The sequence below is a fragment of the Paenibacillus sp. FJAT-27812 genome (assembly GCF_001273905.1).
In the GTDB taxonomy this organism is placed as follows: Bacteria; Bacillota; Bacilli; order Paenibacillales; family Paenibacillaceae; genus Pristimantibacillus.
Window position 1 is genome coordinate 3,288,332 of record NZ_LIGH01000001.1, and the last position, 16,062, is coordinate 3,304,393.

The window sequence follows — 16,062 nt, forward strand, 5'->3', positions numbered from 1 at the left end:
GCTATGTCTTTGGCGTGGATGAAGAAAAACAAAAGAAGCAGGCTGGAGAGCAACTGGCTGATGAAGCTGATGCTGATCATTCTTCTGCTTGCTCTGATTACCGTTATTGTGCTGCCGCTGCTGTCGATGTTTAAGCAGGCATTTGTTGATTCCGAAGGCAATCTGGTCGGCTTAACGAATTTTGCAACCTATCTGCAATCCAGATCGCTTATTCAATCGATGCTGAATACGGTCACGGTATCGGCGGCTACTACGGCAATCGCTGTTCCGCTAGCCTTTGGACTAGCCTACGTATTGACGCGAACGAATATAAAAGGGAAGTCGTTTTTCAAGGCGCTCGCGATGCTCCCTTTGTTTGCGCCGACGATGATGCACGGGATTGCCCTTACGTATTTGTTCGGCCACCAAGGGCTGATTTCTACCGGATTGTTCGGTCTGCTGCCATTCGAATGGCGAATTCCGCTTTATGGATCAACGGGCATCATTATTTCGGAGGTCATCTACACATTCCCGCAGGCGTTTCTAATATTGTGCGCAGGCTTAGCGATCAGCGACTATCGCTTATACGAGGCAGCGGATTCAATGGGAGCGAGCGGCCTTCGCAAAATGGTAACGATCACGCTGCCGTCCGTAAAATACGCGCTGCTCAGCGCGGTGGTCATTTGCTTTACGCTTAGCTTTACGGATTTTGGCGCGCCGAAGGTCGTTGGCGGACAGTTTAACGTGCTGGCAACCGATATTTTCAAGCAGGTAGTCGGCCAGCAAAATATGTCCATGGGCGCGGTGGTCGGCATCGTGCTGACGATACCCGCCATTATCGCCTTCGTCGTGGACCGAATCGTCACGCGGAAGCAGCAGGCTTATGTCACATCAAAGTCCGTTCCTTATTCCGTGAAGCCGAGCCGGCTTCGCAATGTAGGGTCTTATGCTTACGCGATTATTTTGTCAGCCTTGATTTTGCTGATGATGGGAGCGGTCATACTCGCCTCTGTCGTGAAGAAGTGGCCGTATGACATGTCATTTACTTGGAGCAACTTCGATTTCTCAAATGCGGCGGCGGGCGGGTTCGATCCGTTCTGGAACAGCATCGAGATGGCGGCGTGGACAGCCGTTATCGGCACGCTCGTAACCTTCATGTTCGCATACTTAATCGAAAATGGGCGTGTATACCGTCCGGTTAGGCAAGCGGCATATTTCCTGTCCATTCTGCCGCTGGCGCTTCCGGGTCTCGTTATTGGGTTATCTTTTATTTATTTCTTTAACCATCCGGCGAACCCGTTCCACTTTATATACGGGACGATGATCATCCTTGTTTTGGCTAATGTCGTGCACTTTTATTCGGTTCCGTTCATGACGGCGACAGCTACTTTGAAAATGCTCGACAAGGAGTTCGACAACGTCTCGGAGTCTATGAATGTCTCGAAGCTGCGCACGTTCACCCGCATTACGGTGCCGTTATCGCTGCCGGCTATTTTGGAGATGGCGGTTTACTTTTTCGTAAATGCGATGGTCACGGTGTCCGCGCTGGTCTTCCTATACGCTTCGGATTTGCGGCTCGCGTCGGTATCGATCGTAAGCATGGATGATGCGGGAGATACGGCAGCAGCCGCAGCAATGTCCGTACTCGTGGTGCTCCTCAATGTAGTCGTTCGCTTCCTCTATGAAACGGGAACATCGAGGCTGCGCCGCAAAATGTCGGCTTGGCAGAAGCGATAAGGCAGCTTTTTAGAAAAACCAAACAACTAACAATGGAGGCTATTAATCATGATAAAAACAGTCATTTTGGATTGGGCAGGTACGGTAGTGGATTACGGCAGCTTTGCTCCTGTTGAAGCTTTTCGCCGATTGTTCGAGGAAAAAGGGATTGAAGCGTCCTTCCAAGCGATACGGAAGCCGATGGGACGGATGAAGAAGGATCATTTGCGCGACATTTGCTCAGATTCGGGCGTAGCTGCCGCTTGGCAGGCGAAGTTTGGAAGCGCGCCAAGCGAGCGCGATATCGACGAAATGTATGAAAAGTTCGAGCCGATGCTGTTCTCGATTCTTCACGAATATGCAACTCCGGTGCCGGGCGCGCTTGCGCTGATCGCTAGATTGCGGGAGCAGGGCATTAAGATTGGGACAACGACGGGCTACACGCGCCCGATGATGGATATTATTGCGCCGGAAGCGGCGATGCAGGGTTATTCGCCTGACCATACGGTAACGCCGGATGAGGCGGCTGAAGGCAGGCCGTATCCGTGGATGATTTACCGCAACGCAGAAGTGCTCGGCACCTATCCGATGAGCGATATCGTCAAATGCGGCGATACCGAAGCGGATATGCGGGAAGGGAGAAATGCAGGCGTGTGGTCGGTAGGCGTTATTTTTGGCGGGAATGAAATCGGCCTAACGCAAGCGGAGACCGATGCTCTATCGGCGGGGGAGAAGGAGAGGCTCTTCGTTGAAGTGTCGGATCGCTTGACGCAAGCGGGAGCTCATTTCATTATTCGCGAGATCGGGGAGCTGGATGGCGTAATTGCACATATCAACGAAAGAATGCAAGCGGGGGAGCGTCCATGAAATTATCAAATGAAGCCATTGCCATAACCGAAAATCCATATCTACTATTAACGCCGGGTCCTTTGACGACGACCCGCAGCGTGAAGGAAGCGATGATGAAGGACTGGTGCACGTGGGACGAGGAGTATAACCGGCTCGTCGCGTCCATTCGGGAGAGGCTGGCGCAGCTCGCTGCTCCGGCGGCAGCGGATGATTATACCGCCGTCTTGATGCAAGGAAGCGGGACGTTCAGCGTGGAAGCGGCCATTGGAACGGCGCTGCCTAAGCAGGGCGGGAAACTGGCGATTGCGGTTAACGGCGCATATGGCGAGCGAATCGTGCAAATCGCCGAGGTGCTCGGCATCCCGGTTGCCGTTGTGCGCTTCGACGAGCGCAGCCCAATTGATCCGGAGCAATTCGAGCAAGCGCTGCAAGACGATACTTCCATTACGCATGCAGCCATTGTCCATTGCGAGACGACGACAGGCATTCTAAATCCGCTGCGGGAAATTGCCGAGGTGGTCAAACGCCGGAAAATGATATTTATCGTTGACGCGATGAGCAGCTTTGGCGGCGTAGCGCTGGACATGCACGAGCTAGGCATTGATTTCTTGATCAGCAGCAGCAACAAATGCATTCAAGGCGTTCCGGGCTTTGGGTTTGTCGTCGCACGACGCGATGCGATTGCGGCGTGCAAGGACCATGCGCGTTCCTTATCGCTTGATCTGTACGACCAATGGGATATGATGGAGCGCTCCAATAGCAAATGGCGTTATACATCGCCAACGCATGTCGTGAGAGCATTCGATCAAGCGCTAAAAGAGCTGGAGCTTGAAGGCGGCATCGGCGCTCGGCAAGAGCGCTATAGCAGCAACCAGCGGGTATTGACCGAGGGCATGGAGGAAGCTGGTTTCTCCGCGCTGCTGCCTCGCAAGTGGCAGTCGCCGGTCATCACCGCTTTTCGTTACCCGAGCAGCAGCTTCTCGTTTGAAACCTTTTATGCGAGCTTGAAGAAGGAAGGGTTCGTGCTGTATCCGGGCAAGCTGACCTCGGAGCCTACTTTCCGAATCGGGAGCATCGGAGATGTCCATCCGCAGGATATGAACCGGCTTGTTGCGGTGATCAAAAGATTTTGTATCGAGAAATAGGAGGGTGACGAAGATGAAAGTGTTTTGCCTAGGCGGCGCAGGCCGGATATGTATGGAAGCTGTACGTGATCTCGTCGAGTACTCCGCATTCGAGATCATCACGATTGGCGATTTCAATTTGGAGGCTGCGGAGCAGCTTGCTGCTTCACTGGATGATCCGCGCGTGAACGCGGTTCAAGTTAACGTGCATAACCATGCGGCTACCGTTGAACAGCTTCGGGGCTACGACATCGTAATGGATGGAACGACGATTACATTAAACGGTTTGTCAACGGCTTGTATTGCGGAAGCGGGCTGCCACGGCATTAATTTGAACGGCTTTGGCGAAGAGGATGCCAGCCACGACTTTTTTGTCCAAAACGGCAAAGTCTGCTTGCCCGGCTTCGGGATGACGCCAGGCGTCACGCAGATGATGGCTATGCATGCGGCGAATCAGCTGAGCGAAGTGCATGAGGTGCGGGTCAGCCATGGCTCCTACCGTCCGATTGCGTTCTCCAAGTCGATCGCGGAAACGACTGTTTACGAATATGACCCGGAGCTGCCGGGTCGCGTCGTGTACGAGAAGGGACAGTTCATTCAGGTGGAGCCGTTCGCGCGCCCGCGGGAAATCGAGCTGCCGGAGCCTTATGGCAAATCCATTCAATATATCATTCCCCACGCAGAGACGCGGACGCTGGCAAAGTCGCTTGAGAGCAAGGGAGTACAATTAGTCGAGGTGCGCGGAACGTGGCCGCAGCCTAATATGAGGCTTGTCCATGCGTTATTCGAATATGGATTTCTGCGCAATGACCGCATTAAAATCGGGGATCGGCAAGTTGGCATCATGGATGCGGTCGGACAATATTTGTTCGAATCGCGGGAGGGCCATGAGACGGAGCTATACGGTTATTCCCTGCATATTGAAGTAACAGGCATTTCCGCTCAGACCGGGGAAGCTTGCAGGCATACGCTTACGCATACGCATCCGGCGTCGGATGGCTCGGTTGAAGGCTGGGAGCAGCTCCGTGCCTATACCCGGAATGTAGGCATTCCGCTAGCGATTGCGACGGAGCTGATCGCAAGCGGACAGATGATTTGCAAGGATCGCACGGGCATTCTATCGCCGGAAGAAGCTTTTGAGCCAAGCGTTATATTTGAGCAATTAAGCAGGCGCGGTATTTTCGTACACGAAAAGATTGAGAGTTTACAAGAAGTACGCTAGAATACGGTTATTAATTATAACGGAAGCCTAAGCTGAAGATGAAGGGGATATCGCGATGTCGCTAGCCGGAGAAGAACGGAAGCAGATCATCATTAATATGCTGCAACTGAAAGGCAAGGTTCGTACGCCTGAGCTCGTGCAGGCGCTTGATGTATCATCGGAAACGATCCGCCGCTATTTGGAGGAGCTGGAGGATGAGCTCAAGCTTAAGCGGGTTTATGGCGGCGCCATAAAAATTAACGTGGAGAGGGAAGAGCCGGCGTACGTTCGGCGCGAGGTGCAGCAGGCCGAGGAGAAAAGAATGATTGGCCGGGCTGCCGCTTCCCTAATTCAGGATAAAGACGTTGTCGTCATCGATGACGGTACCACTACGCTGCAAATGATTGATTCGCTCGTTTACAAGAAACAGCTGACCGTGCTCGTGACGTCCGTCTATACCTTGAATTTGCTGATCGGCTACAAGAACCGCAACATATTCGACGGCGAAATCGTGCTGATCGGAGGTCGTATTAATCCGAAGCATTACCGTACCTCGGGGACGCTGGCGATGGAGTTCATGTCTAATTTCAACGTGGACAAGGCATTTATCGTCGCGGACGGCTTGCAGATCGACAGCGGCATAACGAGCTACGAGGATGATCGCGGCGTGCTTGCAAGAACGTTCATGAAGCAGGCTAAGCAAACGATCGTGTTAGCCGATTATACGAAGATAGGCACGAGCCATTATTACAAGATAGCCGATTTCAAAGAGATTGATATGATTATTAGCGATGTGGCGCCTCCGCCGGCTTGGCGCTCCAAGCTGGATGACCAGGATGTGCACTGGATCGTAGCGGAATAGGGATTGCAAATACGGAACCTTTAAGTCTATCACTGGCTTAAAGGTTCTTTTTATATCTAGCGAACTGCATCTAATCGCAAGTAAAAACACAACTAAAACGAAGAAACGTAAAACAAAACAATTTATTTACTTGTATTTTACAGTGCGTTAAACAAACAAGCATATAGTAGAACTAGAGAAGAAGAACATCCAAAGGGAGAGAAAAAAATGAAAAGAAGCTGGTTTCTGCTATTGAGTACGATGGTTATCGTCACAACGATTTTATCTGCATGCGGAAGCAATGGCAGCGCGGGCAATGCAGGGGGCAACGCATCCGGAAACTCGCCGAAGGCAACAGAATCAGCTCTCGATACGGAGAGCAAGGAGCTTACCGTCTATACCGCGCTTGAGGATGACCTGATCAAGGAATATTTGAAAACCTATAATGAAAAGCACCCTGACATCAAATTGAACATCGTCCGTGATTCAACGGGCATCATTACCGCTAAGCTGCTAGCCGAGAAGGATAATCCGCAGGCTGACGTCGTATGGGGCGTTGCCGCAACAAGCCTCCTTGTCCTTGACCAAAACAGCATGCTTGAGCCATATTCGCCGGCCGGCGTTGACCGCATTCAACCTGAGTTCAAAGACAGCGCAAGCCCCGAGCACTGGGTAGGCATCGATGCATGGGAAACGGCGATTATCGCCAATACGGTCGAGCTGGACAAAAAAGGTCTGGCAGTGCCGCAATCCTACGAGGATTTGCTGAAGCCGGAATATAAAGGTCTAATTACAATGCCTAACCCGGCATCCTCTGGTACAGGCTTCCTTACCGTATCTGGCCTGCAGCAGCTGCTTGGAGCAGACAAAGCATGGGAGTACCTGGACAAGCTTCATGAAAATATCGGCATTTACACGCATTCAGGCTCGAAGCCGGCAAAAATGGCAGGAACAGGCGAATATCCAATCGGAATCTCCTTTGGCTACCGCGGCATCAAAGAGAAAAACGACGGCTCTCCTGTAGAAGTGGTTTTCCCTACGGAAGGCTCAGGCTGGGATGTAGAAGCGAACGCGTTGATGAAAAAAGCGAAAACAAAAAAAGCGGCTCAGGATTTCTTGGACTGGGCGATTACGGACGATGCAATGGCTGAGTATAGCAAAAACTATCCAATCGTAGCCGTGAAGGGCGATGCAAGCGCCATTCCGGATGGCTATACTAAAAATCCGATTGAGCAATTGATTAAATACGACCTTCAGAAAGCGGCTAAACAGCGCGACAGCGTGCTTAGCGAGTGGAGCACCCGTTACGACAGCAAGAGCGAGCCGAAATCATAATCTGTACTTAAGCAGAAAGGCTGACAAGCAGATCATAGGCTGCTGTCAGCTTTTTGGCTTTTGTTTGAGCCCAATAAATAGGAGATGAAATGAAAATGCTGATCGGAATTCCGAAGGAAATTAAAAATAACGAAAATAGAGTGGCGATTACGCCTGCTGGCGTCTCCGCGTTTGTGAAAGCCGGACATGAGCTGCGGCTGGAGACGGGAGCGGGACTCGGAAGCGGATTTACAGATGCCGATTACGCGGAGGCAGGAGCGAGCATCGCAGCAACGGCGAGCGAGGCGTGGCAAGCTGAGCTTGTCATGAAAGTGAAGGAGCCGCTGCCAGAGGAGTACGGATACTTCCGCGAGGGGCTTATTCTTTTTACCTATTTGCATCTGGCGGCGGAGCCGGAGCTGCTGAAGGCGTTAATCGAGCATAAGGTGGTAGCCATCGCGTACGAGACGATTCAAGGCGAGGATGGCTCTCTGCCGCTGCTGGTGCCGATGAGCGAGGTGGCGGGACGGATGTCGATCCAAATCGGCGCTCAGTTTCTTGAGCGCTCTAGAGGCGGCAAGGGCGTCCTGCTTGGCGGCGTTCCGGGCGTAGCGCCTGCCAAGGTGGTCATTGTCGGAGGCGGAATCGTCGGAGCCAACGCGGCGAAGATGGCGGTTGGGCTAGGAGCTGACGTGACGCTGCTCGATATTAATTCGAACCGGCTGCGGCAGCTGGACGATCAATTTCAAGGGCGTTTGAGGACGCTGGCGTCGAACAGCTATACGATAGCCGCCGCTGTGAAGAGCGCGGATCTTCTAATCGGAGCGGTGCTGCTGCCAGGCGCCAAGGCACCTGTGCTGGTGACAGAGGAAATGGTGAAGAGCATGCAGCCTGGCTCGGTTATTATTGACGTGGCGATCGATCAAGGCGGCTCCATTCAGACGATTGACCGCATTACGACCCATAGCGAACCCACCTATTTGAAGCATAACGTCGTCCATTATGCGGTTGCGAATATGCCGGGAGCGGTCGCACGCACCTCGACGATTGCGTTGACGAATGTAACCATCCCTTATGCGCTGCAAATTGCGAATAAGGGTTATAGGCAGGCGGCGCTAAGCAATAGGGAATTAGCAAGAGGGATAAACGTCATTCATGGCAAAATATCATGCAGCGCGGTCGCGGCAGCTCATCAATCGGTTTATGAAAGCATTGAGCGGATTTTGGCCAGTCTCGCGAGCTGATTGATTGGGCATAAGGACGTGTGGGCTTTAAGAAAAATGTACAGGAGCACATTTATCGCAATAGCCTATACACATTCCTCCAGAAATCATAGGATACTGTACCTTAGAAAAAAGGAGATGAACAAATGGGCTATGGAGTAGGGGGAGTTGGCGCAGGTAACTGCGGCCCAGCTTATCCAGTTGCTGGCGTTGGAAGTTGCGGAGTAGGTACTGGTCTTGGCATTATATTGGTACTTTTCATTCTGCTAGTTATTATTTCCCGTTCTTGGTTGTGCTAGTCGGCAAAGCTTACTTGTAAATCGGTAAAATCGCGTTTCCACTAATTCAAATAGCATTCAAAACCCCCAAGTGCCTGAGCCTTGGGGGTTTTGCATGGCATGCTATTCGCGAACTTCTGCGATAAGCTCAATTTCAACCGGCGTATGGAAGGGAAGGTCACTTGTACCGATAGCGGAACGGGCATGGCGACCGTTTTCGCCGAACACTTCAATTAGCAAATCCGATGCGCCGTTAAGCACGTACGGCTGATCGCCGAAGCCGGGAGCGCTATTGATGAAGCCGAGAATTTTAACGATTTTCACGACGCGGTCAAGATCTCCTAGGTGAGCTTTCATAGCTGCAAGCAGGTTGATTACGATTTGGCGAGCTGCTTCTTGTCCTTGCTCAATCGTGAGATCGGAGCCAACTTTTCCTTCATACATGAGTACGCCGTCGATGCGGCAGTCAAAGCCTGAAGTGTAAATGAGGTTTCCGGTTTGGTTTACAGGGATGTAAGAAAATTTCGGTTTTGTTGTTTCCGGCAAAGTAATGCCAAGCTCGGCAAGGCGTTTTTCAATAATAGACATAATAGAACAGCTCCTTAGTATTTAAAATATATATCGTAATGGTTAGCTAATGCGTGCAGCAATGCTGCGCACGAATGAGCTGGCCTTCACGCTTATGCGTATGCGTGCCGTTCTCAAGCGTAAGCTGGCCGGCGACGATCACTTGCGAGATGCCTGACGGGTATTGCCGCGGCTCCTCAAAGGTGGCTGTATCTTGGATAACAGCCGGGTCGAACACGGTAATGTCAGCGATATAACCCGGAACGAGCAAACCGCGTTTGCCAAGCTTAAAGCGCTGGACAGGGAATGATGTCAGCTTGCGAACCGCTTGCTCTAGAGAAAGCACTTTGTCCTCGCGTACATATTTGGCGAAGACACGCGGGAAGGTGCCGTACGTCCGCGGATGCGGCTTGCCGATCTCGCAGTTCAGGCTGTCGGAAGCGATTAGCGATTTCTCGTAGCCAATAACCTGCTTCACATCGTCATCCGACATGTGGAAGTAGACGATAGCGATTTGGCCGTTCTCCTCGAGCAGAAGATCCATCATGCAATCGATGGGATGCTGGCTGCGAAGCTCGGCAACCTCGGCAATCGACTTGCCTTCAAGGCTTTTGTTCGCTTCGGTCTGCATCGAAGAGATGATAATGCTGGACCAGCCGGTCGAGCATACGAGGTTGTCCCACGTATCCTGCTCATGGCTGAGCTCCTCCTTGATGCGTGCGCGAAGCGCTTTATCGCGGAACGCCTCAAGCGTTGCATCAATGCCGCCCTCAAGCACCCAAGGAGGGAGGACGGTGGTCAAGGTGGTGGAGCCGGCAGCGTAAGGATATACATCGACAGTAACATCCATGCCGCGGGCTCTTGCCGCTTCAACAAGCTCAAGCGCATCAAGCGCCTTGCCCCAGTTGGCGCGCCCTGCTGCCTTCAAATGGCTGATATGAAGCGAGATGCCTGCCCGTTCCGCGATCCAAATGACCTCGGCAACGGAAGGCAGCAAATTGTTGCCTTCTCCGCGAATATGAGTGGAGAGCAGGCCGTTGTACTTCGGCAGCACGCTGCAAAGCTCAGCAAGCTCTTCACGGGAGGTATAGCTGCCCGGCGCATACAACAGGCCGATCGATAAGCCGATTGCTCCAGCGCGAAGGCCTTCTTCAAGCAGCGATTTCATGCGTTCGATCTCGTCCTTTGACGCAGGGCGGTTCTCGAAGCCCATGACCGCGATGCGCAGGGCGCCGTGCGCGACATAGGTGGCGATGTGCTCGGAAGGGTTCGAGCGGCCAACAAAGTCCATATATTGGCCAACCGTTTCCCACGGCCATTCCCAAGTCGTGCTGCCGAGTACCGGCTGCACGTAAGTTTGCAGCAGGCTTGCTTTATCCCGGACGAATGGAGCGGGTGCAAGCCCGCAGTTGCCGACAACCTCCGTCGTTACGCCTTGCTGCAGCTTAATTTCACTGTGGGGATGATCAATGATCATCAGGTCGGAGTGGCAGTGCCCATCGATGAAGCCGGGGGAGATGACCTTGCGTTCAACATCAATAACCCGTTCTGCCTCTTGATCGATGCTCCCGATGGCAACGATAAGGCCATTCTTTACGCCGACATCGCCTTTATACCAAGGATTGCCGCTGCCATCAACGATTCTGCCGTTTTTCAGTATTAGATCGAGCATGCTGTTATCCTCCTCTTCTCGTTATTCGAGCATTCCGCGTGCCGCTACCGAAGTTTTGCGCAGCACGCCTGTCTCTTCCTTGATGTAGACGAAGTTGTGCAAATTGACAGTGCTGCAAATGTGATTAGGGATGATGCGAATGATATCGCCCACCTTATAGGGTGATTCAGGCAGCACATGGATCATGCCATGCTCTTCATTCATTCGCTCTAGCACCGCATCGGCATCACCGATGACGTGCCCAAAACCTTTGAGGTTAAGCGGCGCATGGCCTGGCTGTACATCTGTAGCAAATGTTTTGCTGCCGCCATCAACAATGATTAGGTTCGGCGAAGGACGGCTGACGACTGTAACGTGCACGGCGCCGGCGCATTCTTCAAGAGTGGTGATGCCAAAAACAGTCTGCATCCGGTCTTGATAAATGTAAGTGCCGGGGCGAACCTCCGTTACGCCTTCTACCTCAGCCGCGGCAACGGACGTAGGCGAGGAGCCGACGCTCACATCTTGTATCGCAATGCCCGCATTTCTTAGTTCAGCCGCGGCATCAGCCATTAAGCGGCCTTCTTCAAGACCAGCGGCTCTCACATCGAGCGTGGATGCACCGGCAACCATCGTGCCGCGATAGGTGAAGATGCCGCTAAGCTTAATCCCCGCAAGCTCGGTGATCTGCTTGGCGAGCTGCACGGCCGTTCCGATTGCTGCGCCGGTGCGCTTCAGCCCGGTGTCCAGCTCAAGGCGCACCTCTAGCTCAGCGCCTTCGCGGACAGCTACCTCGGAAATTCGCTCCGCGCCTTCCAAGCTGTCCACGCCAATGATTAGCCGAATGCCGGACAGGCTTAGCCGTGCGGCACGTTCAATTTTGGATTTTGCGATAATCGGGTATGCGACGAAAATATCACGAATGCCGCTGCCCGCCATCACCTCAGCCTCGGAAATTTTTGCAACGGTAATGCCAATGGCTCCGGCAGCGAGTTGACGTGCGGCCATTTCCGGCAGTTTATGCGTTTTGGCATGGGGACGAAGCTTTACGCCAAAGGGCTTTACCTTCTCCGCCATGGCAGCGATATTGGCATCGACAAGCTTGCTGTTGATGACAAGGCAAGGGGTTTCCAGCTCGCGGCCGTCATACAAATCTGCTTTCAAGTTGTCATTCATTCTACTGTTCCTCCTTCGCCGTCAGCGACTTTGGATTCCTCCAAATAGCTGTATAGCGTAAATTTAGAAATGCTCAGATAGCTGCAAACCTTCTCACCTGACTTTTTAATGAGAAATGCGCCCTTTTGATCGAGCAATTGAATGATTTTGATTTTGTCTTCCTTGGTCATAGCCGCCGGCGGCTTGCCAATCGTTTCTTGTGCCTCTTGCAAAAGCGTATCAAGCAAATCGTTCACATTGCTGACGAAGGATTCCCGAACCGGCGTGAACCCGCTTGCCGTCAGCGATTGGAGCGTCTTCTCCGCCATCATCAGATCGGTGATATCGAAGTTGATGCACAGCGCTCCAATGATGCTGCCTGCGTTATTTTTGACATACATGGAGGTAGAGCGGAGAATGCGCCCGTCCTTTGTCTGCGTCACATAATTATGGCGATTGTCGCCCTCCGACGTCCCCCGCATAATTTCGAGCCCGAGATTCGTTCCCGGATCTCCGACCTCACGTCCTGTTACATGGCCGTTCTCGATGACGACGATCGTGCTGTCCACCGGCTTCGACCAGTCATGGACGACGACCTCGCAGCGTTCTCCGAATTGTGCGGTAATGCCCTTGGCCATCTCTGTCAAAAAGACTAATTCCTGCGATATCGATTCCACCTGCGATCACACTCCCGTCTTCCATAAAGCCTCGTTGCCCACATGGTACTATGACTCGCGCAAAAAATCAAACAAAAAATCTGTTAACCTAAAAAAAAGTATGATAGGATATTTTTATTGTTTTATGATCCACAATAAGATATCAGAAGAGGGGGATGAAGCATGCGCTGGATCAGCAGCTCGTTGAAGAGAAAGCTGTCCTTTTTGCTGCTGCTATCGGTTCTGATTCCTCTGCTAGCGCTCGGTTTGTTCGCTTACAACATGGCGGCGACGGCTACGGAAGAGAAAGCGAAGCAGTCAGGCACAAGTATTTTGCGTCAAACGGGCACGAATCTTGAGTTCATTGTGCAGGACATCGAGAACATGTCGCTATTTCTGATCGGGCAAAAAGACGTCCAGCAATATTTAAGCAGCACTAGCGAAAATGCGGTCAAGCAGACGCAGATGATCGAATTTTTATCAAACCTCGTATTTTCCAAGGCCTATATATCCGATATTACGATTTATCCTCAAAATCAATCCCATCCCGTGTCCAATACGACGATTTTCGAGACGGGACTCGCTGAGCTGACGGGGCAGGATGTTCAGCATTATCAATCCAAAGTGAAGTGGTGGACGAGCCGCTACGAGACGAACACGGCTGCGGGAGTTAAGCAGGTAATCTCGCTAGTTAGGCCAATCCGCAGTCTGAACAGCTTTAAACAAATCGGAACGCTCGTCATCAGCTTGAACGAAAAGGCGGTAGCGCAGCTGCTTATGCAAGCGGGCATTCCGGCGGGCGGCTACGTCGTCTTGTCCAATCAGGACGGGCTTGTTTTGTCCGGCAGCGATAAGAGCGAATCGACAACAACGATGGAGAAGCTGCTTCCAGGGCTTACGATCCACGGGAATTCCGGCACGCTTAATTATGGCAATGGCGAAAATAAGCAGACGATACTCTACGATACGGTAGCGGATGTGGGCTGGCGGCTGACCGGCGTCATGCCGTTCGCGGAATACAAAGCGCAAAACAATTACGTGCTCCAGCTGATGGCGATCGTTATTATTTTTTCAGTGCTGCTCGTCGCCGTGCTTGTCCTTTATTTCGTGCAAAGGGTAACGAATCCGCTCATCATGCTGACGCAATTTTTGAAGCATTCAAATCCAGAGGAGCCGATGCAAACGTATCCGGTGGAATCGATGGATGAGGTGGGCCAGCTCGTGCGCAGCTACAATAAGCTGAGCGAGCGGATCGAAGGGTTGACCGAACAGGTGAAGCTGGAGGAATCCTACAAAAAAGAAGCCGATATGCACGCGCTTCAGGCGCAAATCAATCCGCATTTTTTGTACAATACGTTGTCTTCGATTCATTGGATGGCGCTTATGAATCAGGATGAGAAAACCGCCGATATGGTGGGCAGCCTAAGCGATTTTATGCGGTTTAGCTTGAACAACGGAGAGGAATTTTGCTCGGTTGAGCAGGAGGCGGCGCATGCAGGCCACTATGCGAACATTCAATCGATTCGTTTTCCGAATAAATTTCAGCTTACTGTAGATATCGATCCAGAGCTGCTGGGTCAAACGATGCTAAAGCTGCTGCTGCAGCCATTAATCGAAAATGCTCTTATCCATGGCATTCAGAAGCAAGCGGAATTCGGCGAAATCAGAGTTGCCGCGCACAAGCAAGGGACTTATATCGCTTTTGCGGTTGAGGATACGGGCATCGGCATCGATGCCGGGAAGCTGGCTGCTATTTATAAAGAGCTTCATGGTCCGGATGACCGAAAGCGCGAGCGTGAGCGCTTGGAACGCGGCAGCTACGGACTGCGCAACGTACATAAGCGGCTGCAGCTGCATTATGGCACGGAATCAGGTCTTCGCATTGAAAGCACGGAAAGAATCGGCACGCGCGTGTCCTTTTTGGTCCCGATGCTAAACGAGGGAGGAAAAGTCGAATGAAGCTGTTGATTGTAGATGATGAGGTCATTATTCGAACGGGACTTAGCACCGTTATTAAGTGGGCGGAGCTTGGCTATGAGCTGCTCGAGCCTGCCGCGTCAGCAGAGGAGGCGCTGCTGCGGATCGAGCAGGAACAGCCGGAAATCATATTGACAGACATTCAAATGACGGGTCGCAGCGGGCTGGAGCTTGCGGGCGAGGCGAGGCGTCTTCTGCCTGATTGCGAGGTTATTATTTTGACCGGATACGACCAATTTTCCTACGCGCAGCAAGCGATTCGTGAAGGAGCAGGCGATTATTTGCTCAAAACGAGCCGGCCTGATGAAATTATACGCGCGGTAAACGGGGCAAAGCAGCGGATTTTGCAAAAATGGGAGTCTTTGAAACGCGACCAGCTGCGCGACCGGCTTTTTGAGCGGCTTGTAGAAGGCACGGAGCTGGACAGCAGATCGGAGGATAAAGCCGCTAAGCTGCTGCCGCAGCTGAGAATGAACGAGAAGTCCTGCTATCAAGCAATTATCATCTCGGCTGAAGGCTGGGGCGAAGCGGCTGGGCATAGCTATTTACTGCTGTTTGCCGTTCACAATATGATCAGCGAGCTGATCGAAGGGGAAGCGCTTCTGCGTAACGACAGCCTAGTCGTCTTGCTCAGGCATGAAAGCCCTCGAGGGGATATTTTGCAGATTACGAGGGTGCTTGACCGAATCTCGCGCAAGCTAAAGTGCAAGCTGTTTGCTGCGGCAGGCTCGGTTGTTCCTGATTGGCGCAAAATGAAAGCCTCTTATGCCGAGGCGACTTATACGTCGTTGTACAAAGGAATAACGGCAGAAGAAGGACTGCTCTCCTATGAGGATATAAGAGGACGCCAAGGCGGGCGTACCGTCTGCTCGCAGGAGGAAGAAGGGCAGCTGACCGCTCTATTTCAAGAGGGAGATGCTGCGAAGCTGAGCCAATGGGTGCAGAAGCTAATCGAGCTTCAGCTAAAGGATTCGAGCACGACGCCGGAATCGCTGCGAAGATTTCTTCACTCGGTTCAAATATCCGCCTATCGCTGGGTCGAGCGAGTCGTCACCGCGTATGGCGACGCTTCGATGCTATCTGGCGTGAAGCTGGCGCATAGCACGAGCCCGTCCTCCCAAACAGCTACCCGTGCGGAAACGCTGTTTGAACAGCTGAACGAGCTAATGGATATGTACCGGGAATCGGTAGAACAGGAAGGAATACCTTACATCAAGCGTTCAATCGCCTATATCCACGACCACTTGGACAAGGAGCTGACATTGCAGCAGGTTGCGAAGCATGTACACCTTAATCCCAATCATTTCAGCGAGGTGTTCAAACGGGAGACGGGCCAGACTTATATCGAATTCGTGACTCGGATGAGAATGGAACGTGCCAAGCGGCTGCTGGATGAATCGCCGATTAAAGTGAGCGAGGTAGCGGGCCGTGTAGGCTATGCGGATATGAAATATTTTAGCCAACTGTTCAAGCGCAGTACAGGCTATACCCCTTCAGAGTACCGTTCGAGAAGCTGAAGTTTATCTACCCT

General features: G+C 52.2%; 13 protein-coding genes. 9 read left to right on the top strand and 4 right to left on the bottom strand.

All coding sequences use genetic code 11. From position 1 onward, the window contains the following. The first annotated feature begins 3 nt into the window (after nucleotides 1-3). From ADU23_RS13810 to ald, 7 genes are all read left to right on the top strand, one after another. Complete coding sequence (locus tag ADU23_RS13810) at nucleotides 4-1,716, top strand: putative 2-aminoethylphosphonate ABC transporter permease subunit (RefSeq protein ID WP_053377623.1); 1,713 nt, start codon at nucleotides 4-6, stop codon at nucleotides 1,714-1,716. Nucleotides 1,717-1,764: 48 nt separating this feature from the next. Further along, entirely contained in the window at nucleotides 1,765-2,562 is a 798-nt protein-coding gene (phnX, locus tag ADU23_RS13815; RefSeq protein WP_053374271.1) for a phosphonoacetaldehyde hydrolase, read from the top strand. Continuing rightward, nucleotides 2,559-3,689, top strand: a complete 1,131-nt coding sequence (phnW, locus tag ADU23_RS13820) for a 2-aminoethylphosphonate--pyruvate transaminase (RefSeq protein WP_053374272.1) — start codon at nucleotides 2,559-2,561, stop codon at nucleotides 3,687-3,689. The genes phnX and phnW overlap by 4 nt, the downstream gene beginning before the upstream one ends. Nucleotides 3,690-3,702: 13 nt before the next feature. Further along, nucleotides 3,703-4,890 (top strand): saccharopine dehydrogenase family protein, encoded by a 1,188-nt coding sequence (locus tag ADU23_RS13825; RefSeq protein WP_053374273.1) that lies wholly within the window; start codon nucleotides 3,703-3,705, stop codon nucleotides 4,888-4,890. Between the two features lie 55 nt (nucleotides 4,891-4,945). Beyond that, nucleotides 4,946-5,731: a DeoR/GlpR family DNA-binding transcription regulator gene (locus tag ADU23_RS13830; RefSeq protein ID WP_053374274.1), complete on the top strand. Its 786-nt coding sequence runs from the start codon at nucleotides 4,946-4,948 to the stop codon at nucleotides 5,729-5,731. A 207-nt stretch (nucleotides 5,732-5,938) separates the two neighbouring features. Next, entirely contained in the window at nucleotides 5,939-7,045 is a 1,107-nt protein-coding gene (locus ADU23_RS13835) for a putative 2-aminoethylphosphonate ABC transporter substrate-binding protein (RefSeq protein WP_053374275.1), read from the top strand. Nucleotides 7,046-7,140: 95 nt separating this feature from the next. Beyond that, nucleotides 7,141-8,268: an alanine dehydrogenase gene (gene ald, locus ADU23_RS13840; RefSeq protein ID WP_053374276.1), complete on the top strand. Its 1,128-nt coding sequence runs from the start codon at nucleotides 7,141-7,143 to the stop codon at nucleotides 8,266-8,268. A 380-nt stretch (nucleotides 8,269-8,648) separates the two neighbouring features. Here the strand turns inward: ald and ADU23_RS13845 are convergent, their stop codons facing one another. Genes ADU23_RS13845 through ADU23_RS13860 form a run of 4 tightly spaced genes read right to left on the bottom strand, consistent with a single transcriptional unit; the run spans nucleotide 8,649 to nucleotide 12,575 of the window. After that, nucleotides 8,649-9,113 (bottom strand): RidA family protein, encoded by a 465-nt coding sequence (locus tag ADU23_RS13845; protein ID WP_053374277.1) that lies wholly within the window; start codon nucleotides 9,111-9,113, stop codon nucleotides 8,649-8,651. Nucleotides 9,114-9,159: 46 nt separating this feature from the next. Then, nucleotides 9,160-10,764: an N-acyl-D-amino-acid deacylase family protein gene (locus ADU23_RS13850; protein ID WP_053374278.1), complete on the bottom strand. Its 1,605-nt coding sequence runs from the start codon at nucleotides 10,762-10,764 to the stop codon at nucleotides 9,160-9,162. Between the two features lie 21 nt (nucleotides 10,765-10,785). Then, nucleotides 10,786-11,919, bottom strand: coding sequence for an alanine racemase (locus tag ADU23_RS13855; RefSeq protein ID WP_053374279.1), 1,134 nt, complete (start codon nucleotides 11,917-11,919; stop codon nucleotides 10,786-10,788). Then, a complete protein-coding gene (locus ADU23_RS13860; protein ID WP_053374280.1) occupies nucleotides 11,916-12,575 on the bottom strand; it encodes a helix-turn-helix transcriptional regulator in 660 nt (219 codons plus the stop codon). Before ADU23_RS13860 ends, ADU23_RS13855 begins: the two co-directional genes overlap by 4 nt. 162 nt (nucleotides 12,576-12,737) lie before the next feature. On the opposite strand from ADU23_RS13860, the gene ADU23_RS13865 reads away from it, so the two are divergent. Next, the gene (locus ADU23_RS13865) at nucleotides 12,738-14,513 is read left to right on the top strand and encodes a cache domain-containing sensor histidine kinase (RefSeq protein ID WP_053374281.1); all 1,776 of its coding nucleotides are present in this window, start codon (nucleotides 12,738-12,740) and stop codon (nucleotides 14,511-14,513) included. After that, entirely contained in the window at nucleotides 14,510-16,048 is a 1,539-nt protein-coding gene (locus ADU23_RS13870) for a helix-turn-helix domain-containing protein (protein WP_053374282.1), read from the top strand. Before ADU23_RS13865 ends, ADU23_RS13870 begins: the two co-directional genes overlap by 4 nt. Nucleotides 16,049-16,062 lie beyond the last annotated feature (14 nt).